The organism is Prevotella sp. P6B1 (assembly GCF_000702825.1).
In the GTDB taxonomy this organism is placed as follows: Bacteria; Bacteroidota; Bacteroidia; order Bacteroidales; family Bacteroidaceae; genus Prevotella.
In genome coordinates this window covers 223,068-243,697 of record NZ_JNKF01000013.1, presented here as the reverse complement: position 1 = coordinate 243,697, position 20,630 = coordinate 223,068, and the positions used below count along the sequence as shown (strand labels likewise).

Annotated in this window: 25 protein-coding genes and 2 pseudogenes; 16 read left to right on the top strand and 11 right to left on the bottom strand. The window is 52.4% G+C overall.

The features are described 5' to 3' along the window. The first annotated feature begins 62 nt into the window (after positions 1 to 62). Complete coding sequence (locus tag T495_RS0110305) at positions 63 to 1,391, top strand: inositol-3-phosphate synthase (RefSeq protein WP_033148597.1); 1,329 nt, start codon at positions 63 to 65, stop codon at positions 1,389 to 1,391. A gap of 106 nt (positions 1,392 to 1,497) precedes the next feature. Here T495_RS0110305 and T495_RS15930 read toward each other — a convergent pair whose 3' ends face one another. Continuing rightward, positions 1,498 to 1,599, bottom strand: a complete 102-nt coding sequence (locus tag T495_RS15930; RefSeq protein WP_155950054.1) for a smalltalk protein — start codon at positions 1,597 to 1,599, stop codon at positions 1,498 to 1,500. A 66-nt stretch (positions 1,600 to 1,665) separates the two neighbouring features. Continuing rightward, positions 1,666 to 2,211: an HU family DNA-binding protein gene (locus T495_RS0110300; RefSeq protein WP_033148596.1), complete on the bottom strand. Its 546-nt coding sequence runs from the start codon at positions 2,209 to 2,211 to the stop codon at positions 1,666 to 1,668. A gap of 466 nt (positions 2,212 to 2,677) precedes the next feature. Between T495_RS0110300 and eno the strand changes: the two are divergent. After that, positions 2,678 to 2,923, top strand: a pseudogene (eno, locus tag T495_RS0110295) (phosphopyruvate hydratase); the annotation flags it as partial. A gap of 28 nt (positions 2,924 to 2,951) precedes the next feature. Continuing rightward, a complete protein-coding gene (locus T495_RS15615) occupies positions 2,952 to 3,098 on the top strand; it encodes a hypothetical protein (protein ID WP_081832091.1) in 147 nt (48 codons plus the stop codon). 103 nt (positions 3,099 to 3,201) lie between these two features. Here T495_RS15615 and T495_RS16190 read toward each other — a convergent pair. Both T495_RS16190 and T495_RS0110290 read right to left on the bottom strand, forming a co-directional pair. Continuing rightward, a pseudogene (locus tag T495_RS16190) lies at positions 3,202 to 3,468 on the bottom strand (death-on-curing protein); the annotation flags it as partial. A 67-nt stretch (positions 3,469 to 3,535) separates the two neighbouring features. Further along, the gene (locus tag T495_RS0110290; protein WP_033148594.1) at positions 3,536 to 4,972 is read right to left on the bottom strand and encodes a DKNYY domain-containing protein; all 1,437 of its coding nucleotides are present in this window, start codon (positions 4,970 to 4,972) and stop codon (positions 3,536 to 3,538) included. 444 nt (positions 4,973 to 5,416) lie between these two features. Here T495_RS0110290 and T495_RS0110285 point away from each other — a divergent pair, with 444 nt between their 5' ends. Then, on the top strand, positions 5,417 to 5,893 hold the full coding sequence (locus tag T495_RS0110285; RefSeq protein WP_033148593.1) for a GNAT family N-acetyltransferase: 477 nt from the start codon (positions 5,417 to 5,419) through the stop codon (positions 5,891 to 5,893). A 109-nt stretch (positions 5,894 to 6,002) separates the two neighbouring features. Then, positions 6,003 to 6,650 carry a lipocalin-like domain-containing protein gene (locus T495_RS0110280; protein ID WP_051651993.1) on the top strand — a complete coding sequence of 216 codons (648 nt, stop codon included), beginning with the start codon at positions 6,003 to 6,005 and terminating at the stop codon, positions 6,648 to 6,650. Positions 6,651 to 6,706: 56 nt separating this feature from the next. On the opposite strand, the gene T495_RS0110275 is transcribed toward T495_RS0110280, so the two are convergent. Both T495_RS0110275 and T495_RS0110270 read right to left on the bottom strand, forming a co-directional pair. Continuing rightward, entirely contained in the window at positions 6,707 to 7,051 is a 345-nt protein-coding gene (locus T495_RS0110275; RefSeq protein WP_033148592.1) for a HigA family addiction module antitoxin, read from the bottom strand. A gap of 7 nt (positions 7,052 to 7,058) precedes the next feature. Then, positions 7,059 to 7,376 (bottom strand): type II toxin-antitoxin system RelE/ParE family toxin, encoded by a 318-nt coding sequence (locus T495_RS0110270; RefSeq protein WP_033148591.1) that lies wholly within the window; start codon positions 7,374 to 7,376, stop codon positions 7,059 to 7,061. 250 nt (positions 7,377 to 7,626) lie between these two features. On the opposite strand from T495_RS0110270, the gene T495_RS0110265 reads away from it, so the two are divergent. From T495_RS0110265 to T495_RS0110235, 7 genes are all read left to right on the top strand, one after another. Continuing rightward, the gene (locus tag T495_RS0110265) at positions 7,627 to 8,529 is read left to right on the top strand and encodes a YafY family protein (RefSeq protein WP_033148590.1); all 903 of its coding nucleotides are present in this window, start codon (positions 7,627 to 7,629) and stop codon (positions 8,527 to 8,529) included. Positions 8,530 to 8,676: 147 nt separating this feature from the next. Further along, a complete protein-coding gene (locus T495_RS0110260) occupies positions 8,677 to 8,976 on the top strand; it encodes a hypothetical protein (protein ID WP_028903210.1) in 300 nt (99 codons plus the stop codon). Between the two features lie 10 nt (positions 8,977 to 8,986). Continuing rightward, a complete protein-coding gene (locus tag T495_RS0110255) occupies positions 8,987 to 9,379 on the top strand; it encodes a hypothetical protein (RefSeq protein ID WP_033148589.1) in 393 nt (130 codons plus the stop codon). A 140-nt stretch (positions 9,380 to 9,519) separates the two neighbouring features. After that, entirely contained in the window at positions 9,520 to 9,804 is a 285-nt protein-coding gene (locus T495_RS0110250) for a hypothetical protein (protein WP_033148588.1), read from the top strand. Between the two features lie 91 nt (positions 9,805 to 9,895). After that, positions 9,896 to 10,594: a BRO family protein gene (locus tag T495_RS16185; RefSeq protein WP_081832089.1), complete on the top strand. Its 699-nt coding sequence runs from the start codon at positions 9,896 to 9,898 to the stop codon at positions 10,592 to 10,594. Positions 10,595 to 10,612: 18 nt separating this feature from the next. Beyond that, on the top strand, positions 10,613 to 12,955 hold the full coding sequence (locus tag T495_RS0110240; RefSeq protein ID WP_033148587.1) for a DUF3987 domain-containing protein: 2,343 nt from the start codon (positions 10,613 to 10,615) through the stop codon (positions 12,953 to 12,955). 120 nt (positions 12,956 to 13,075) lie between these two features. Next, the gene (locus T495_RS0110235) at positions 13,076 to 13,366 is read left to right on the top strand and encodes a hypothetical protein (RefSeq protein ID WP_033148586.1); all 291 of its coding nucleotides are present in this window, start codon (positions 13,076 to 13,078) and stop codon (positions 13,364 to 13,366) included. Here the strand turns inward: T495_RS0110235 and T495_RS0110230 are convergent. Genes T495_RS0110230 through T495_RS0110215 form a run of 4 tightly spaced genes read right to left on the bottom strand, consistent with a single transcriptional unit; the run spans position 13,350 to position 16,760 of the window. After that, positions 13,350 to 14,114: an ion transporter gene (locus tag T495_RS0110230; protein ID WP_081832087.1), complete on the bottom strand. Its 765-nt coding sequence runs from the start codon at positions 14,112 to 14,114 to the stop codon at positions 13,350 to 13,352. The two genes, T495_RS0110235 and T495_RS0110230, sit on opposite strands and share 17 nt — an antisense overlap. A gap of 16 nt (positions 14,115 to 14,130) precedes the next feature. Further along, positions 14,131 to 14,613, bottom strand: a complete 483-nt coding sequence (locus T495_RS0110225) for a dihydrofolate reductase (protein WP_033148584.1) — start codon at positions 14,611 to 14,613, stop codon at positions 14,131 to 14,133. Between the two features lie 41 nt (positions 14,614 to 14,654). Continuing rightward, the gene (locus T495_RS0110220; protein ID WP_033148583.1) at positions 14,655 to 15,449 is read right to left on the bottom strand and encodes a thymidylate synthase; all 795 of its coding nucleotides are present in this window, start codon (positions 15,447 to 15,449) and stop codon (positions 14,655 to 14,657) included. Positions 15,450 to 15,470: 21 nt separating this feature from the next. Further along, on the bottom strand, positions 15,471 to 16,760 hold the full coding sequence (locus T495_RS0110215; protein ID WP_033148582.1) for a hypothetical protein: 1,290 nt from the start codon (positions 16,758 to 16,760) through the stop codon (positions 15,471 to 15,473). Positions 16,761 to 16,863: 103 nt separating this feature from the next. Here T495_RS0110215 and T495_RS15265 point away from each other — a divergent pair, with 103 nt between their 5' ends. From T495_RS15265 to T495_RS15605, 4 genes are read left to right on the top strand one after another with little or no spacing between them, the layout of a single operon-like run. Beyond that, positions 16,864 to 17,556, top strand: a complete 693-nt coding sequence (locus T495_RS15265) for a DUF6249 domain-containing protein (protein ID WP_155993579.1) — start codon at positions 16,864 to 16,866, stop codon at positions 17,554 to 17,556. Continuing rightward, positions 17,549 to 17,746 (top strand): PspC domain-containing protein, encoded by a 198-nt coding sequence (locus T495_RS0110205; protein ID WP_033148581.1) that lies wholly within the window; start codon positions 17,549 to 17,551, stop codon positions 17,744 to 17,746. Before T495_RS15265 ends, T495_RS0110205 begins: the two co-directional genes overlap by 8 nt. 7 nt (positions 17,747 to 17,753) lie before the next feature. After that, the gene (locus T495_RS0110200; RefSeq protein WP_028903292.1) at positions 17,754 to 18,293 is read left to right on the top strand and encodes an RNA polymerase sigma factor; all 540 of its coding nucleotides are present in this window, start codon (positions 17,754 to 17,756) and stop codon (positions 18,291 to 18,293) included. Next, complete coding sequence (locus tag T495_RS15605; RefSeq protein ID WP_197020385.1) at positions 18,283 to 18,666, top strand: DUF5056 domain-containing protein; 384 nt, start codon at positions 18,283 to 18,285, stop codon at positions 18,664 to 18,666. Before T495_RS0110200 ends, T495_RS15605 begins: the two co-directional genes overlap by 11 nt. Here the strand turns inward: T495_RS15605 and T495_RS0110195 are convergent. Then, entirely contained in the window at positions 18,578 to 20,617 is a 2,040-nt protein-coding gene (locus T495_RS0110195) for an OmpA family protein (protein ID WP_033148580.1), read from the bottom strand. The two genes, T495_RS15605 and T495_RS0110195, sit on opposite strands and share 89 nt — an antisense overlap. Between the last annotated feature and the right edge of the window lie 13 nt (positions 20,618 to 20,630).

Genomic DNA, 20,630 nt, shown 5'->3' with positions numbered 1-20,630 from the left:
CGATTATTATTTGCACCTTTGTACCCAACTTATTAGATTTTTATTTCAACCAAACTAAGGAAATGAACAAAACAAATGTAAAGCCAGCCCAGGGGAAACTGGGTATTCTGGTAGTAGGTTGCGGAGCTGTTTCTACAACCTTCATGACAGGTGTGCTGATGGCTCGCAAGGGGCTTGCCAAACCTGTGGGTTCGATGACCCAGTACGACAAGATGCGTGTGGGCCGCGGTGCCGACGCCAAGTATCTGCATTATGCCGATATCGTGCCGCTGGCCAAGTTGGACGATATCGTGTTCGGCTGCTGGGATGTGTATCCCCAGAACGCCTATCAGGCAGCGATGTATGCCGAGGTGCTGAAGGAGAAGGATATCGAGCCCGTGCGCGATGAACTCGAGCAGATAGTGCCCATGAAGGCCGCCTTCGACAAAAACTATGCTAAGCGCCTGGACGGCGACAATGTGAAGACGGGGCTCACCCGTTGGCAGATGGTGGAAGCCCTGCGCGAGGACATCCGCCAGTTCAAGGCCCAGAAGGGTTGCGACCGCGTGGTTGTGCTCTGGGCAGCCTCTACCGAGATATACGTGCCTGTGGACGAGTCCGTACACTACCAGCTGAGCGATCTCGAGGCCGCGATGAAGGCCGACGACCGCGAGCACATCGCTCCCTCGATGTGCTATGCCTACGCCGCACTCACAGAGGGTGCGCCATTCATCATGGGTGCACCAAACACCACCGTTGACATCCCAGCCATGTGGCAGCTGGCCGAGCAGACCAGGATGCCTATCGCGGGTAAGGATTTCAAGACGGGGCAGACGCTCGTCAAGTCGGGCTTCGCTCCCATCATCGGCACCCGTTGCCTGGGCTTGAGCGGTTGGTTCTCAACCAACATCCTGGGTAACCGCGACGGACTGGTGCTCGACGAGCCTGCCAACTTCCGTACCAAGGAGGTGTCGAAGCTCTCAACCCTCGAGACCATCCTGAAGCCCGATGTGCAGCCCGACCTCTACGGTCATGGCAACGACGAGGACACCCAGTACTATCACAAGGTGCGTATCAACTACTATCCCCCGCGTAATGACAACAAGGAGGGATGGGACAATATCGATATTTTCGGTTGGATGGGCTATCCCATGCAGATCAAGATCAACTTCCTTTGCCGCGACTCCATCCTGGCGGCTCCGCTGTGTCTCGATCTGTGTCTGCTGAGCGATCTGGCTGCCCGTGCCGGTCGCTATGGCACTCAGCGCTTCCTGAGCTTCTTCCTCAAGTCGCCCATGCACGACTATACTCAGGGCGAGGAGGCTGTCAACAACCTTTATCAACAGTACACCATGCTGAAGAATGCTATCCGCGAGATGGGTGGCTACGAGGCTGATGAAGAACTGGATTAAGTTAGTTTTCTAACTTAGAATTTGGTTTTTATTTAGTTAAGAGGGGGCTGTTTGCGTGAGCAAACAGTCCCCTCGATTTTTTTTTGCGCTCTTGTGCGCGTGTGTGTCAATACCCCATGCACGAGGTGGTGCCCAGTGCAGTCAGGATTGCTGTTGCGATGGAGGCAATCATCTGCACGATAAACTTGATGGTTTCTTTCTTACTCATAACTTTGAACTTTGAACTTTGAACTGTGAACTTTCTTTAAAGCGCTGGGGCTTTCGCCCCTAAGCGCTAATCCTCGTTGCTTCCGTCGGGATTGGGCTCGCCGCCGCCGGTGTTGCCGCCGGTGTTGCCGCCCTGGTTGTCGCCGTTGGTGTTCTCGTTGTCGGGCTCCTCCACGGTGCCTGGGTCGTTGCTGGTCACGCGCTTCACCTCCTGACCGTTGCGGTCGTAGCAGGTAATCTGGATGGCGGTGTCGGCCAGCTCGTCCTTCAACTCAACTGCGGGGGTGAAGATGATGCGGCGACTGGTAATCAGTCCGGTCTTCACGTCGTTCACGTTGGCCACGCTCTTGGCGCGCAGTCCGAATCGCATGGTGCCCAGTCCTGGCAGTGCCACGCTGTGGCCCTCTGTGGCCCACGCCTTGATCACCTCGCCGGCAGCGTCCCAGCAGGCCTGCATGATACCCTTGCTCACGCCGCTGCGCATGGCTGCCTCCTTGATCACCTTCTCCTGCGAGAGCGAGGTGTAGAGTTCGGGCATCATGATGTAGCGATAGGTGCCCTCATACTTGCCGATCTTCTGCAACTTCTCCTGTGCTTTAACTTTCAATGCCATAATGCTGATTTTTTTTGGTTTGTAATAATAATTCTGAAATGCGATATTTCGTCGTCTGTGTCTCGATGCTGAGCCGGATTTGCTGCCACACGTGAGCGTATTTCTTGGTGCACGTGGGAAATGGTTCTGCCGCGTGTGGCGGTCGTCTGTCTCAATCATTTCAACGTTGCAAAGGTACGATATTTTGATTGCGGTCTGCGAATCTTTGTGCGCTAAAAATCTATCTCACCTACAGTATGTTCAGTCAATAGTCAATAGCGGTCAATAGTCAATAAGCCCCGAACACACCGCATCATACTATAGTAGTATATATATAATATATTATATATATACTACTATTTCTCTTTCCGCATTCCGTCACCCTTAATGACTAATGACTACTGACTGTTAATGACTGAAAAAGAGCTACGCAGGTGTGTCTCACGTGTGATACCTACTTCTGATTAACCGGCTTTTGTAGGTTTTCGCGGGTGCATCGACTGGCGAGAACGAGGCGCTGGAACTGCGCGATGGCGACAAAGAGCGCTATCTGGGCAAGGGTGTGCTGAAGGCTGTGGACAACGTGAACCAGGTGATTGCGCCTGCACTGAAGGGCGACTGCGTGCTGGAGCAGCGCGCCATCGACTATAAGATGCTGGCCCTTGACGCCACTCCCACCAAGTCGAAACTGGGAGCCAACGCCATCCTCGGCGTATCGCTGGCTTGCGCCCAACACCAAGTTCCTGGAGAAGGGCATCAAGATGGGCGCTGCCAACTCGATACTGATTAAAGTGAACCAGACTGGTTCGCTTTCTCGTACCGACCGTATGGCCAAGTACAACCAGCTGATACGTATCGAGGAGGAGCTGGGCAGCACAGCTGCTTATGGCTACCAGCGACTGAAGTAGAATTCATTAACTTTTTGAGTAAATCATTTATAATAAAACAACTTTTTGAAAAATGCAGATAAGCTGTGAAGCTTGTCTGCATTGTATTTTTTCTGCACGGATGCTTGCAATTTACATCTCTATTACCCTCACGACGAACTACTGAAATTTTCTCGGTAGTTGCCTCCCTTTTTAGTTCATCCGTATCATAGATGTTCTGCAAATGTACACTTATATTGTCAGAGGTACAGTCGAATAACATACCCATCGCCTTCTGGGTACACCACACAGTCTTGTCCTTATAGTATACCTCTACCCCCTGTTCCTTTCCTTCTATTTGAAAGATGAGAAACTCTGCCGTACTGTTTCTTATTTCTCTTCGTTTTGCCATTTATTGATATAACGTTTTTGTTCAATTGTTCCGTTTTACTACTTCTAAACAAAAGAAGGAGGGTCAATCATTCGCTGTCAACTCGACATTTGCCTTGACGAAGTTTTTCGAGACGCGGATTGGGCCTCCCCTGATAATAACGGTTCTTGTCGAAGGCAAATGAAATGGAGTCAACATAATCATAGCCACAAATGAAGGAGGCGACATCTACCCCATGCATTAATGAATCACGATAATATACGCGATTGCCGTCATAGGAGTAATCGAAATCTTTATTATTGTTTGACACATAATCCTTTGACACATAGTGTATCGGAAAGACCTTGAATGCCTGGGGGGTGGCTTCAGGTAAAAGACGGTTTTCATAGTAAACCCGGTTTTTGTCTGCATACCAGTCGCGATAACGTTCTACCCTGTGGATAGTCGAAAAGTCTGTGCCAACGGGCATTGCCATCAGCTCAGGATTATATACCGTCTTACCATCGGTATGGAATGTCTCATACAGGCCGTTGCCCATATTCCTGTGCTTCAAAGCATCGAGGTTTCGTATTGTTGTTCCACAATCTTGATAATAGACGCGATTTTTATCTTGTCCATAGTCATTTCCACCATCCAGCACGACAAAAGTCTTTGGGTCAGCCCCTTCTACTACCTTATTCTTGTAATACACATATTTAGCATCAGCTGCATAGAAATCATTCAAGACCCTGAACGTGCGGAAATCTCCTATAGGCACAATGTCTTTTCCTATTTCGGCTTCATGTCCAATATAATAGACATTCTGACGGTCCACAGCCCAACTGCCATCTATCTGCCTGAAACTGCCCATATCTGCAACGTGAAGAGGATTGTTCTGGTTATAATAATCGTGGTCATCATGAGCAAGATCGATAGAAATATCAAGAGAGTTGTTTTTCTCTGGTGCTACAAAAGTCTGTGGATTTGCGCCTTCGATTTTATTCTCTCTATACCAGACATACCGACTATCAGCAGAATATTCTTCGCTTAAAGCGCGGAAAGTTTTTGGATCCGCATCTTCCAGAATCTCATTACAATAATATACATGATTGATGTCTTTGGCGAATGATTCGTTTATGCGTTTGAATGTCGCTGAATCATACCCTTCAGGTTTCCTTGCTGCATATTCGCTTGAGGCTAATTCCACAAACGAGAAGAATATAATAATAGGTATCAGAGGGCATAGATAGAAAAGCCAGGTTGCCCGCAGACATTTTGACAATTGGAACCACGATCTCATTAAGGGCAGCAAATAGAGGGGATAAAGCCAAATGGTCAGCACCATACCCCAACGGCTGATTTCGTCAACAGTCGTACGGATAGGAGCATCGAAGAAGAATAAAGACCCGAAGAACAATAACGGCCACAACGTGAGCGATAGGATCATAAGCCAGAAAAATGTTTTCTGAAGACCTATAGGCTGCTCTCCCAATATGCGAGCAGCTAATCCTTTTGGTTTGGAACTATCTGTCATTTCTCGCTCCATACATTCATTTAATTAGCATTCCTATCATTTGGGCGCTATCATGACTGCTCAGCCCCATGGATACAATACCAGCGGTAATAGAGAGTATGAACAAAAACTCTATCACCCGGTAAGAATATCGAAGGAGTGATTTAATTTTCATTTCTGCTTCAATTGGAGTTTCGTGTGCAAATTTAGTATTTTATTCTTGAAGTAACAAACAATTTGGCATTTATGTGCAAAAATAGTTCAGATGCAGCACTAGGGGATAGCTTAATACCCCCTGCTTGCAGGGAGTGCCACAATTGTGGTAGCCTAATCCCACCCTTCGGATTAATGCCACAATAGGGGTAGCACAAGGATTTCCATATCTGTGTTAAAAACCAAGAACTATTTTTCAGCGCAGTATCGTTTGTTTGTTTTGATGTACCTTTGCCCGCAAATTCACAAAAACTAAGTTTGACTATGGAGGTTATATCAATAGATCGCAGTACCTACGAGCCACAGTACAAACAGGACTTTATCCAGTTGAACAAGCAATGGATAGAGACTTATTTCGGACTGGAACAGTCTGATTTGGACACCTTTGCGCATATTGACGACTGCATTATTGGGCGCGGTGGGCAGATATTCCTGGCTGTTGATGACAGTGGACAGGTGGTAGGTTGCTGTGCACTAAAACCGCATCCAGAATCAGACATCTATGAATTAGCTAAGATGGCCGTATCACCTGAGGCACAAGGCAGAGGTATAGGCTATGCCCTGGGAGAGGCATTACTCAAATATGCGCGCCAACACGACATCAAACGTATCTTCCTTGAAGGCAACACACAGTTGAAAGCTTCCATCTCCTTGTATCGCAAACTGGGATTCAAGGAAATTCCACTGAAGGGCAAAGCCTATGAACGTTGCGACATCCTGATGGAGCTCAATTTAACGTAAAGAAATGCAGATAAGCTGTGAAGCTTGTCTGCATTGTATTTTTTTCTGCACGGATGCTTGCAATAATCGCCGGAAAGTATTATCTTTGCAGAGAAAAATCTTAAATAGGATGAAAAAGAATATTTTAAGGGTAGCCGTTCTCGGTTTTGCCATGTTGCTTACAGGCAACGCACAGGCCCAGATTAATTTGGGCAATGTTTTGGGAAAAGTGGTTAAATCAGCTTCGTCCGACAGTTCATCATCGGGCGACGATCTGATTTCCAGTCTCACCACCGTTTTCTCAAATAACAAACAGGCCACGTCGAAGAACATTGTCGGTACGTGGGTGTATGCAGAGCCCGCCATCGTGCTCGAGTCGGACAATATCCTCACGAGTGCCGCCTACAAGCTGGCCGCCGGCAAGGTGGAAAGCAAGCTGCAGAGCTATCTCACGCAGTGTGGTTTCACGCCCGGCACGTTTACCATCACGTTCAATGAAGACGGCACGTTCACCGAGACCTTGAAGGGCAAGACCATGAGTGGCCAGTGGAAAGTAGTCGACTCGAAGCTTCAGCTCACCATCGCCACTATTCAGGCGCTATCGATCACCACCCAGTTGAGCGGTAAGAACATGCAGTTTGTGACCGATGCTACGAAGTTGCTGACCATGTTCCAATCGTTAGGCTCCAACTCCACAAACAGCAGCATCAAGACGATCTCCTCGTTGCTGAAGACCGCTAAGGGCATGCAAGCCGGCATCACCCTGAAAAAGCAGTGATCCCCTCGACTATAGCAGTGGTAGTCGCAAATTTTGCGACTACCATTGTTGCAGGGTTAAAATACCGCTGCGATTCTAGGTATGTCCTTTAGTCGCTCCAAGAATGATTTGTTGCGTTTTACCGATAGCAGGTTATAATTCATTTGCAGCGTTAATAATGGCGTAGCATCCAGTCCTAAAGCCTGCTCGATGAGCAGTGCCATCTCTGTGCTCAGAGGTCGTTTGGCGTTCAGCACCTCGTTCAGCTGACTGGCAGGCACGCCAATCTCAGCTGCCAGGCGGCGCTGACTGATGCCACGAAACTCCAGTTCGTCCTTAATCACTTCGCCCGGGTGAGTCAGGTAGTGCGGTTCTAAATTGTTGGCAACCATTCTGTCGTCTTTTCCCTCTACGTGTACCATATCTTTTCTATTTATAATGGTTCGACAATTCTGTTAAACTAACCACTTCTGCAATGGTTTTATCGCCTTCAAGAATTTCTCGGAATTCTAAGCGATATTGATCGTTTATCTTAACCGATGAGATACCTTCTTTGTCACCGTGTAGATGTTCGTAATGCAACCCGCCATATTTTGTCAGCCCCATCACGTTTGCCTGAGCCTTCATCAGGTCAACCACTCTGGTGTACTTTCTGACAATCTGAGGCTGGAAGCGATGTTGTTTATCGCTGGCCTTCCCATCTACGTAGAGCTCTCTTAGATAATCTTCTTCGAAAGTAACGATCATAACTTGTATATTGTTTCGGTGGCAAAGATAATACTAATATTTGATATTCACAAATTTGTGAACGTTTTTTTTCGTTTTTGATCACATTTATAGAAAAAAATCGGAAAAAAACAAGTCTTGGTTACAATTCTGGTTACAAAAAATGGTGACTCTGCTTAACGAAATCGCGCGGATTGTTTGGCGGTTTCGCTTATTTGTTGTACTTTTGCCAGCCGAAGATAGAATGATAAACTGATTATTTAAAAAACCTATGAGACCAGCGCAGATTTTCCATCAGTACATCTGGATCATCCATACGCTCAGCAGACACGGAGAGCTGACGTTTGAGGAGCTGAGCCAGAAGTGGTGCGACGATAGGGTGGCCGAGGGTAACCTGTTGGTGCGATCGTCGTTCAACCGCCATCGCGATGCCATCGCCGACATGTTCGGCATCGACATCCGCTGCACACCGAATACTTACCGCTACTATATCGCCAACCCCAGCAGACTGGGCGACGACAGTCTGGAGCGCTGGATGTTCTCAACGCTGGCGGTGCATGGCGTGCTGAGCGACAGCATGTCGATCAAGGACCGTGTGGTGCTTGAGAGTGTGCCTGCCGGCGTAGAGTTCCTGGCCACCATCATACAGGCCATCAAGTTGGGCAGGAAGATACTGATGCGCTATCAGCGCTTCGGTGCCGAGAGCTACGACAAGGTGGTTGAGCCCTATGCCATCAAGCTGTTCCGCCAGCGATGGTACCTGCTGTCGTTCACCGGTCGCCACTACGCCATCTACGCGCTCGACCGCATGCAGGATGTGCAGCTGACCGACGAGAGTTTCCTGCTGCCCGAGGGATTCAGCGCGCAGGACTATTTCGGTGAGTACTACGGCGTGATGACTACCGACGAGCCGCTGACCCACTTGGTGGTGAGGGCGCACAGGTGGGCGCCCAACTACCTGCGCACACTGCCGCTGCACCACTCGCAGCGCGAACTGCAGTCGGGCACACTGCCATCGGGCGCTGCCTACACCGACTTCTCGTTCGATATCCGTCCTACGGTCGATTTCCTGGGCGAGCTGCTGTCGCACGGCGATGGCATCGAGGTGCTTGAGCCCGAGGACGTGCGCCTGAAAATGATGGAAATGATAGATAATGCCCGAAAATGGTACTAATAACCGTTAAATCCGCACCAGAATACTTAATTTTAGTTAAAAGAAAAGGGGGTGTCCTGACTTATGGGACAGCCTCCTTTTTATTTTGCAGCCAGAATCAAATTCATAAATAACAAACTTAATATTAAAACCCAAAAGTAAACTGGTATGGAAACAAATTTGGAAGAACTTAAAGACTGGCAGGATGGCGCCCGGCGAATGCTTTCTCGCGAAATCGATAGGCTGAAAGAGGAACTGGAGCACAAGGTCAACCTGATGCGGCTGATGGAGGTTACTGACGAACTTCTCTCAGAAATCGACCGCCTTAACAGCGAACTCAGCGAAGTGAGGAGCAATGGCCCGGCTGCCGTGAGTATTATTATCGAGGAGCCGAAGGTGGTGAACGTTGCGGGCAACTACAACGACATCCACGACAACTCCTGTGTTGGTATTAACGTTAAGCAATAGTTTTACTGATATGGCAGGAAATACGATCTATGTGCAGGGTTCGTACGTGGATATCCACGACAACCAGACGGTAAACCTATCGGTGGACAAAGCGCAGCTGCGCATCGGCGACAACCAGCTGGCGCCCATGGAGAGTGATGTGCCCGACGTGTTGGCTGATAGTGAGTTGTGGCACAAGGTGCAGCAGGCAGGTTGGGTGGACGACGTCGGTCAGCCCACTGTGTCGCGCCCTGAGGCTGCGATGATAGCCGACATGCTGGCCGAAAGGCTGGGCATTGCTAATAAATGGAAGTTTTTTGAGCAGTTGTGGCATCGTAACAACATGCGTGGCGACTATAATACCGCTCTCGGCCAACGGAAGACGTTGAAATTCCAAGAACGACTTAAAACTGTTTTGGGCTGATAATCAGCTGCTTGTATCAATTAGTACCCCCTACGCGTACCCCCTGCGTAGGGGGTTTTTGTGTTTTATTCGCCGTACCTTTGCCACCGCAAGCAAGTTGCGATGGCGAGTGCCCCGTAGTTCTTTGACTTATTGATACAATGGAAACAAAAATCTTAAGAGTAGTGCGTCAGGGCGAGGCCTTCGGCGTACAGTCGGCTAAGGCCGAGGGTGGATCAATCCGGAAGTGCAACATCGTGCTGCGCGAGCTGGGGGGATCTAAGTTCGAAAACGAGTATGTGTGCGCTATGCTGGGCAATCTGGCGGCGTGCAGGTTCTACGAAGGCGATGTGGTAGCAGCCACCCTTCGTTTCTCTACCCACGAATATCAAGGGCAAGTGTTCCAGGAAATCCTTGCCACGGATATCGTAAAGCTTAATAAATAATGTATAACCCATGAGTTGGAGCCGAGGAGGATTTTCTCGAGTAAATGGCCAAGGAATCCGAAACTTCTTCTCGCTTAAACAACTCAGAATTATGAAAACAGAAATACAGGTATTTACTAGTGAAATTTTCGGCGAGATTCGTACTTGCCTGGTTAATAACCAAATCATGTTTGTGGCAAAGGACGTAGCCACAGCATTGGGGTATGCAAATACCCCGAAAGCTATTCGTGACCATATTGATGACGACGATAAGCTGACCGAACGATTCGTTCTGTCAGGTCAAGCTCGAAGCGTCATCATCATCAACGAGAGCGGACTTTACGCACTCATCCTCTCTTCGAAGTTGCCACAGGCCAAGGCCTTTAAGCGCTGGGTTACCAGCGAGGTGCTGCCACAGATTCGCCGTACGGGCGGTTACATTCCAACCCGCGCTGCTGATGGCCGCGACCTCTCAGCCGAGGAAATCCTGAACCGTGCCGATGTAATCGTTGGTCGCACCCTGCGCATGCTTAACGAGCCCGCTGAGGATACACTGACCGCTACGCAGGTGGCCAAGACGTTTAACATGGCCACCTTCGACTTCAACGCCATCCTGCGCGATATGGGCATCCAGTACCGTCGTGGTGGCCATTGGAACATCTCTGACGATCTGGCCGACCGCAATCTGGTTCGCCTGCGCACGCACGTATCCTATAGTCTGAAAGGCCAGAAGAAGGTGAAGGTCTATATGACCTGGACCATGGACGGCCTGCGATTCCTGAACGCTAAACTGGGCTATCCAAATTTCTAATTATTTTTTTATTAAGCAATGAGCACACATTTGATTTATTATAAGGATGGGGTGAAGATGATGCGCCCCGTCCGTTCGAGAGAGGAGTATATGGCGCTGCGTAATGGTGGCGAACAGCAGCAACTGGTACAGCGCATCCGTGGGGGCGAGGAGGGCTTGAAACACAAGCTCGTGCAGATGAACTACAGCTGCCTGCCCAACGACGATGGCACCTTGAAAGGCAGCACCCGTATGAGCACCACTGTTGGCATGGATATCGACCACCTGGCGCCCGATGAGATGCCCGCCATCCGTGAACGCATCCTGAACAAAAAGGAGGAGCTGGGGCTGCTCATGCTCGAGGAGAGTGCCCGTGGCGGTGGCTTCCATCTGGTATTCCGCCGAAAGCCCGAACTCGACCAGGTGGGCAACCTGAAATGGGCGAGCAATCTGCTGGGCGTCGCCTACGATGCACAGGCCAAGGACATCACGCGTGTATTCTTCACCACATCAGCCCACGAGCTGATCTACCTCGACGACAGCATCTTTGAGATTGATTTAGCAGCGGACCACAGGACTAACAGGACTGATTCCGTTGGCAATTCTCAAGAAGAAAAAGACCAGAAGTCCTGTAGTCCGCTGCGAAAAACCTTCCCCACGCAGTACCACGGCATACCGTTTGAGACGATTATCCGTAAGTACTGGGAGGTGAACAACCAGGGCTTCGAACCCACCGAGGGCGACCGCGACACGCTGACCTTCCAGTTGGCTTGCGACCTGCGCCACATCTGCGCTAAGAATGCCGACTGGCTGGATCAGGTCATCCCCTGCTACGACGGCTTCACCCCCGAAGAGAAGCGTGCGAAAATCAAGAACGCCCTGAGCTCGGAGTACAATGGATTTCCACAGCGCCTACGCAATGTACTTAATCTCTTAGCAGTGGAAAACAGGACTAACATTACTGATTCTGCCGCTGCTGATGATGAAGAAACAGAATACCAGAAGTCCTGTAGTCCGCTGCGAAAAAAATTCCCTAAGTTGCCGCAGGGTATCAAGGACAGTATCGACGCCGTGGGCCCCGATCTCGCCATGCCGGTTATCACGGCGGTGTGCCCCTGCATAGGCGCGCTCGCCACGGGTGTCAGGCTCGATGTGCACGGCCATGTGCGCGGACTCAACCTGATATCGTATATCGTGGGCGAGTTTGCCAGCAGGAAGGGCGACATCGACCCCGTGGTTGATGCCTGGATGAGCGAGGTGTCGGCACTCGACGAGATGTATCAGGCGCAGGAAGCCGAGTTCCGCCGCAAGAAGCGCGCTGCCAAAAACAAGAAGGAGCAGCCCGAGGAACCCAAGTTGCCCGTGCGCTACATACCGCTGAACAACACCGTGGCCAACCTGGCTGAACGACTGGCCAACGTGGAGGGCAAGCACGCCTTCTCGTTCACCCCCGAGGCCGACACCGTGGCGCAGAAGTGGCGGTCGGCCATGAGCGACTTCTCGGTGCTGCTGCGCCAGAGCTACGACGGCAGTAAGTACGACCGCGAGGCCAAGAGCGCCGAGGCGGTGAATGTACACATCAAGCAACTGCTGTGGAATGTGGTGATGTGCGGCACACCCGATGCCCTCTACCGTGTGGTGACCAACTATACCGATGGCTTTCAGAGCCGTATCGCCCTGTCGCAGACACCCGACAACACCTATGCGCCGCTGGAGGACAAGCCCTACGTGCTGACCAGCCGACAGACTGAGCGCATACAGCAGGTGGCTCACCTGTTGCCGCTGATGGCAGGCGCGGTGGTGCTGCCCAAGCTGGAGGCCAAGGGCCGCGAGTGGTTGGAGAAGATACGACTCGAAGCCATGATGAGCGACGACCGTGTGAAGGCCCGCGAGCGATTCCGTACCTGCGTCACCGCCCAGCGCATGGTGTGCTGCCTGATGCTCTGCAAGGTGTGCGAACAGCTCATACAGAAGCACGGACTCAACGGTGCCGAAACACAGCTGAAACAGCATCCCAACCTGTGGAAGGAGATGCTGCTGAAGACCCAGACCGCCGCCATGCTCGACCTCTATGATGTGATAGCCGACCAGCTGCTGGATAGCGCCCTCTACTTTTTCCGTGAGCGCATTGAGGCAGCCTACCGCAGTCGCGACTATGCCGGTGTGGCCAGCAGCAGGATGCGCCGCTCCAAAAACGACTCCATCTTCGAGCGCCTCGACCCGCAGTTCAGTTTCGAACAGGCCATGCAGTTCTGTATAGCCGTGAAAGGTGCCGACGTGACGCGCAACAGCGTGCAGCAGATGCTGAAGAACTGGCGCAAACAAGGGCTGGTGATGCTCACCGACGAGGGGAGGTTTAGGAAGGTAGTGAATAGTCAATAGTCAATAGTCATTAAGATGGAAATTACGAATAATCAAGCATGCTTTGTGCAGCTCTGGCGCAGACTGGAGCGCACAAGGCGACTCCTCGCAGGGCAGTACAAACGGTTCTGCATCCGCCACGTGCTCAAGGCGTGGTTCGGCCCCGAGGCTACCGACGATTTTATCTGGCTGGTGTGCAGCCGTACGGTGGTGGCCGACGAGCAGGTGTGTGGCAACGACTTGTTGCCGCCGCCGTCCCTGTATCCCCGCAAGCATCGCGAACTGCTCAGGGCCATCGTTGCTACTAAACTGGATATAGGATTGCGCCATGTGCATCTGACCGAACTCGATGCCGCCTATAGCATCGTGTTCCCCGCCAGTACGCCCATCAACGTCAATAAGAAAGCCAGGCGCATCAGCGCTCCTTGCTGAGTCGGTCAATTTTCTCTTCCAGCTGGCGCAGTTTCTCCAGCACCTCGTCGTTGTTGTCCTCGGCCATCGCATCAACGAAGATCGAATTGACGAGCGACAAACCTACCACGCCGCCCAGAAACATGAGTACCGAGAAATAGATCCTGGCAAATAGGGCCCAGCCGGCACTGCTGTGCTGGGCTATGGCGTCGGGCAGCTCGTACCACCCCTCGATAGAGAACAGGCGGAAGGTGCTGTAGAGGCTGAGCGCGGGATTGCCGAAGTACTCGGGAGCCTTCTCGGCGAAAATGGTCGACGACAGGATGCTGAACGTGAAGAGAAACACGAAGAAGGCGATAAACACAAAGAGCGTGGCCTTCGACGCCAGGCGGATGCCTGCCAGCAACCGCTGGATGTTAGGAATGAAGCGCAGCATCTTCAGGCTCTTGAACATGCGCATGGAGCGCAGCGCCAGGATGCTGTTGGTGGCCACTGTGTGAGGAACGAACGGGGCTGCCAGCGTGGGCAGTGCGATGATGAGCACCAGAAAGTCGAACTTGTTCCAGCTCTCGCGCCAATAGGCTCTCCAGCCCAGACGTGAGATCTTGGCCCACGCCTCGAACATGAACAGGATGGTGAACAGGGTGTCGCCCAGGTCGAACCAGAAGGTGTGCGGCCAGAAGCCGCCGATAAACATCAGGGCGGTGTTGACCATGATGGCAGTGAGCATCGCCCGGTCATTGCAAAGCAGGTCCTTCAGTCGTTCCATAACAGATGGTGTTTTTTTATTTGCGGATATAATCTACAAAGGCGTAGCGCTGGGCATGGCGCTCGTCGGTATCGTGCGCCTCGCGGGCCACTTCCTTCCAATCGTCCTTGTAAGGCGGGAAGAAGGTGTCGGCCTCTGCGGGCGTATCGTCGATTTCGGTCAGACACAGGCGGTCGGCCATGCCGAGAGCCTGCTCATACACGCTGGCACCGCCGATGATATACACGTCCTCGTCAGGTGTGCAGTGCTGTAGGGCCTCTTCGAGCGAGGCATACACGTCGCAGCCCTCGAAAGCCTTGGTGCTGCGGCTCAGCACGATGTTCCGGCGATTGGGCAGTGCGCCCTTGGGGAGCGACAGAAAGGTGTTACGTCCCATAATGATGGTGTGGCCCGTGGTGAGCGCCTTGAAGCGCTTCAGGTCGTTGGGCAACCAATAAATCAGTTTATTCTGGAATCCGATTGCTCTATCCTTAGCAACCGCTGCGATGATGTTGAGCATTGAACTTTGAACTTTGAGCTTTGAACTTTGAGATTTGAACTTTATACCGAAACTTCGGCTTTGATGTGGGGGTGGGGATCGTAGCCCACCAGTTCGAAGTCCTCGAAACGGAAGTCGAACAGGTTCTTCACATCGGGGTTGATAATCATCTTGGGCAGGGGGCGTGGCTCGCGGGTGAGCTGCAGCTTGGCCTGCTCAATGTGGTTCAAATACAGGTGGGTGTCGCCCGTGGTATGGATAAAGTCGCCAGCCTTGAAACCGGTCACCTGCGCCATCATCTGCAGCAGCAGGGCATACGAGGCGATATTAAACGGTACGCCCAGGAACGTATCGGCCGAGCGCTGGTAGAGCTGCAGCGACAGGCGGTCGTCGGCCACATAGAACTGGAAGATGGTGTGGCAGGGGGGTAGCGCCATCTGGTTGACCTCGGCCACATTCCATGCCGACACAATCATGCGGCGTGAGTTGGGATTGTTCTTCAACTGGTCGAGCACGTACTGTATCTGGTCGATGGTGCCGCCGTTATAATCGGGCCACGAGCGCCACTGGTGACCATACACCGGACCCAGCTCGCCGTTCTCATCGGCCCACTCGTTCCAGATGCGCACGCCGTGCTCCTGCAGGTACTTCACGTTGGTGTCGCCCTTCAGAAACCACAACAACTCGTAGATAATACTCTTGAGGTGCAGCTTCTTGGTGGTGAGCAGGGGGAATCCGTCGTCGAGATTATAGCGGCTCTGGGTACCAAAGATGCTGATGGTGCCTGTACCGGTGCGGTCGCCCTTCTGGGTGCCCTCGGTCAGGATGCGGTTCAGGATGTCTAAATACTGCTTCATATCTTATATTTTAGCAACGGACTACAGGACTTCAGGACCTTCTGTAGTTCGTATATTAATAACTTCGGGTGGTTCGGCGGGCAGGTGGGTGCTCTTGATGCGCCACGGCTTGGGGTAGAGGTTGTTGGCGCGGTTGCCGATGTTCTTCACCGGACCGAGCGGCTGTCCCTTATAAGTGATGTTGACGATGCCACGCGGTGCGCCAGCCGGAAGCACCATCGCCTCGCCGCGCAGGTATTTCAGCGCCTCGGCGTAATCTACATCCACGCTGGTTCCGCCCTTCTCGAATTCAGCCTCAAGCACTTTCAGCTTAGCCAACTGATCATGGGGGCGGTTCTTTGCTTTGCAAAGCGGCATAGCCGAGCGCTTGCGATCATTTTTCTTCCGGGGCTCGTCGCCGTCGCCGGCCTTGCGCAGGGCGCAGGCAAAGAGTCCTTCGCCACGGGTGATGCCGGGGATGAAACGATACACGGGCTTGTCGAAGCCAGGGAGCAGCGATCCGGTGATGTGCCAGGAGGGATCGGTAGGGATATCGAGCACATCGGCATCGTAGGTGTCCAGTATCCACTGGATGTTCTCCTCGTTCTCCTTGGTGTTATAGGTACAGGTACTGTATATCAGCAGTCCGCCAGGGTTCAGGCACTCCCACGCATCGGCCACAATCTCGCGCTGCAGCTGCCAGCACTTCTCCACGTTCTGCGGACTCCACTCGCTGATGGCGCCCGGGTCCTTGCGCATCATGCCTTCGCCCGAACAGGGCACATCGCACAGTATCAGGTCGAACTTCAGCTTGGCCTTGCGGAAATCGCACGGGTAGTTGTTGGTCACAATGTGGTTGGGTCCGCCCCATTTCGTCACGTTCTCCAGCAGTATCTGGGCGCGGTTGCCCATGGGCTCGTTGCTGATGAGCACGCAGTCGGCGGGCAGCACACTGCGCAGGGCTGTGGATTTGCCGCCCGGGGCAGCGCAGAGGTCCAAGGCACTTTGAACATTGAACTTTGAACTTTGAGCATTACGCAGGATGTGGGTGACGAACATCGACGATGCCTCCTGCACATAGTAGCAGCCGGCATGGAGTAGGGGGTCGAACGTGAACTGAGGGCGATCGGCCAGATAACAGCCTTCGGTGCACCAAGGCACTGGGGCCTCACAATGGTCCACGTTCCATGCGCCATGGTCAGTGGCTATCCGTGGATTCATGCGGATAGAGGTAGGCGCCTCTTCCTCAAAGGCTCCCATGAAGCGGCTGAAGCGTTCTTCGCCCATCACACGCCTCGTTTCGCTGACGAATTTTTCGGGTAATTGTACCATTTTCGATGCAAAATTAAAAAAAATCTGAGAAAAATTACTATCTTTGCAACTAATTTTATGTTTCTTACGTCAAACAGATGTAGAAATTCAAAACAAAGAAGATATGAAGAAGTATTTAATCGCAATTGCCATGGTGCTCGCGCTTAGCATGAATGCTAACGCTACTGCACAGAAACATCGCCACACACCGCGTACAGAGCAGGTGGGCGATACTGTAAAACACAATGCCGATGCCATCGAGGCATTCTCGGACACTACTGCTACTAAAAATGACAACGCTACTGCTGACGACGACAACAACAACGGTTACCGCCACCGCGTGGTTTACCAATCGGACAATGCAGACGAAGTGGTTCACGAGCTGTTCGGTGGAATGGACGGCGCAGCCTTCATGGGGCTGCTCATCCCCATCATCGCTATTGTATGTGTAGGATTCCTGATGCCTGTCATCATCGTGCTGCTGGTATTCTACTTTATCAATCGCAACCGTAAGGAGAAGTACAAGCTGGCACAGATGGCCATCCAGAACGGACAGCCCATCCCCGACGACCTGCTGAAGGAGGCGAAGAAGGACGACTGGGACAGCAACAGCTACAACGCTGGCATCCGACAGATGTTCACAGGTGTTGGCCTGACCATCTTCCTGGGCATCGTTGCAGGTCAGGTAGGATTCGGTATCGGTGCACTGGTATTCTTTATCGGACTGGGTAAGTGGTACATTGCCCGACAGGACAAGCAGAACCACGATAACATGCATAACTATAACAACAACCAAAATATACAGAATTATGAATAAGCGACTGATGAGATCAAACGATAGAGTGCTGGCAGGCGTATGCGCAGGTATTGCCGATTATCTGGGCTTCGACCCCACTATGGTGCGCATTGCCTACGCATTTCTGACATTCTTCACATGTTTCAGTGGAATACCATTCTATATAGTACTCTGGATTGTAATGCCCGAGAAACGCTTGTTAGATTATTGAAAACAGGATGGCAAGTATCAGCGACATAGCATTAGTGACACAGGTGGCGGTGTTCCACAACAAGCAGGCCTTCGAGCAGCTTGTGCGGAAGTACCAGTCGCCTGTGCGCAGGTTCTTCCTGAACCAGACACTGGGCGATGAGCAGCTCAGCGACGATCTGGCGCAGGAAACCTTCATCAAGGCCTATGTCAACATCACCAAATTCCGTGGCATGTCGAGCTTCTCAACATGGCTGATGCGTATTGCCTACAATGTATTCTACGATCAGGTGCGCGTTCAGCATCCGGCGGATGATCTCGAGGATTCGGGGGCATTGCGAAAAACGGCTTCTTCAGGCGACTCGAATATCAAGATGGACATCCACGCGGCGCTGGCACTGCTGAAACCCGCCGAACGCACCTGTATCACCCTGCAGCTGATTGATGGCTATGCCATCGACGAGATCAGCAAGATTACAGGCATCAATGAGAATACGGTGAAATCGCACCTGAAAAGGGGAAAAGATAAAATGACTAACTATTTAAGAGAGAATGGATATGGAGGATAAGAATGACATATTGCTGAAGCAGTTGTTTGAGCAGGCTGCCAAGCAGGAGATAGCGGATAACGCCTTTACCGAGCGGGTGATGATGAACCTGCCCAAGCGGAGCGTGTCGAGGGTGCGCTGTTTGTCGCGCCTGTGGACCGTATTCTGTGTGCTGACAGCAGGACTGATATTCTGGATGGCCAGTGGCTGGGCAGTCGTCGGGGGATTCCTGGCGGGTGGCAAGCAGATGCTGGTAAACACCATCGAGGTGTTCCTCATCACAGCGCCGACCACCGAGATCGAAATCAATCCTTGGACGTTGATGCTGATGCTGGGCTTTGTATTAGTCTTCCTGCCTTATCAAACATACCGTAAGTTGTCCGCAGCACTTTAAACTCGGTCCGTCGGTTCATCTGATGGCACTGTTCCTGTTGTTCCTCAGGTAGCGCGCTGATCATCTCCTCCGTGAGTACATCGCCCTCCTTGAGGAACGCGTATTTTTCAGCCACACGTTTCTTGATGCGCTTTGGATTGCTCTCGCCGTAGCCCTTGGGCGTCAGGCGGTCGGCCGCAATGCCGTGGGCTATCAGGTAGGCCACCACGCTCTCGGCACGGCGCTGCGACAGCTGCTCGTTGTAAGCCTCCGAGCCGCGGCAGTCGGTATGGGCTGAGAGCTCGATGGTGATGTTCGGATTCTCGTTCAGCAGCTGCACCAGCTGGTCGAGCGCCTGCTGCGATTCGGGGCGCAGGGTGGCTTTGTTGAAATCGTAGAAGATATTCTCGATGAGCACGGGCGCTGAGATGTTGGCCAGCGGGAACTGCAGCACATATTCTTCGGATGCCTTGACGGGGGCGACGCGTATCTGTTCCTGATGGTTCAGGAACCCCTTGCAGGTGGCTAACAGCACATAGTCGACACCGGGCTTGATCTCCTGTGTGAACGAACCGTCGCTCCTCACGCTGAGCTTCAGGTTGGTACCGTCGTTGCCCACCATGTACACCTGGGCAGCGGTCAGCTCGTAGCCGTCCTGTTCGTACACCCAGCCCTTGATGGTCTGTACAATCTCGGGATTGAAGAAACTGTAGATGTGGTCGAACCCGCGCAGGTCGCCACGGCTGGAGCAGAAGAAACCCTGATTGCGCTTGCCCTCGAAGGTCATGCCGAAGTCGTCGCCCTGTGAGTTCAAGGGCCAGCCGGGGTGATTTATCTTACGGCCATCGGTCGTAAAATAAATGTCTAAGCCGCCCAAGCCCGGGTGTCCATTGGATGAGAAATACAAGTTGCCATTGGGGCGGAAGGTGGGGAACATCTCGTCGCCTGGGGTGTTGACGGGAGCACCTAAGTTCTCGATCACGCCTGCCTCGTCGTTTTTCAGCAGTCGGCATCGCCAGATGTCGAGGCCGCCCATGCCGCCGCTCATGTCGCTCACAAAGTAGAGCCACTGGCCGTCGGGACTCACGGCAGGGTGTGCAAAGCTGGTCAGCGTGTCGTGCAGGATAATCAGCTCCTGCGGTTTGCTCCAGGAGGCGTCGCTGCGATGCGACACCATCAGGCGGGCATAGTGCGGGTAGTTAGGGTCTGTCTGGCACTGCGTGAGATACATCGTCTTGCCGTCGGGCGAGAAACAGCAGGCGCCTTCCTCGTAGGCCGAGTTCAGCTCGCCCTCTATCACCTGCGGCTTGCCCCATTTGCCTTTCTCGTCTTTCTGCGCATAGAAGATGTCGGCGCTCTTGGTGCCGGTGATGCCGTTCAGGTCGTCGCCCTGCGCTTGGTTGCGGGTGGAGGTAAAGTACAATTGGTCGTCGCTGTCGCCCGCCAGCATCGGCGCATAGTCGTCGCGTCGTGAGTTAAACAGGTCCATCTTCTTCACCGTGTAGGCCGAGCCCGTCTTCTTCCACAGTGGCGCCTGCTGAGCCGATGCTAGTCCCACCTTGGCTAACTGCAGGTGCAGGCTGTCGGCTGTCATCTGCAAACTGTCAACCGAAGCTGCAAAAGCCTTGGCGGCCTCTTTGTAGTTGCCGTTGCGCATATACAACTGGCCTAAGTACAGGTGGGTGAGCGAGTCGGATTTCTTGTAGCGCACCACGTTCTTGTAGGCGTTGATGGCTTTGTTGGTCTGGTTCAGTCGGCGGTAGCACTCTGCCAGTTTCCTGGCACGTTCGCCACGGGTGTCGCGCTCCTTGTTGGGCGTCTGACTGTACGCCTTCTTATATTGCTCGGCAGCATCGTAGTATTCGCCTACCGCCCAGTACTTATCGCCTTTCTTCACAGCCTGTTCCGCCCCGCAGCCCATGAGCAGCAGGACACAGACACTTATATATAATATGTATAGATAGCTTCGCATACCATATTATAAA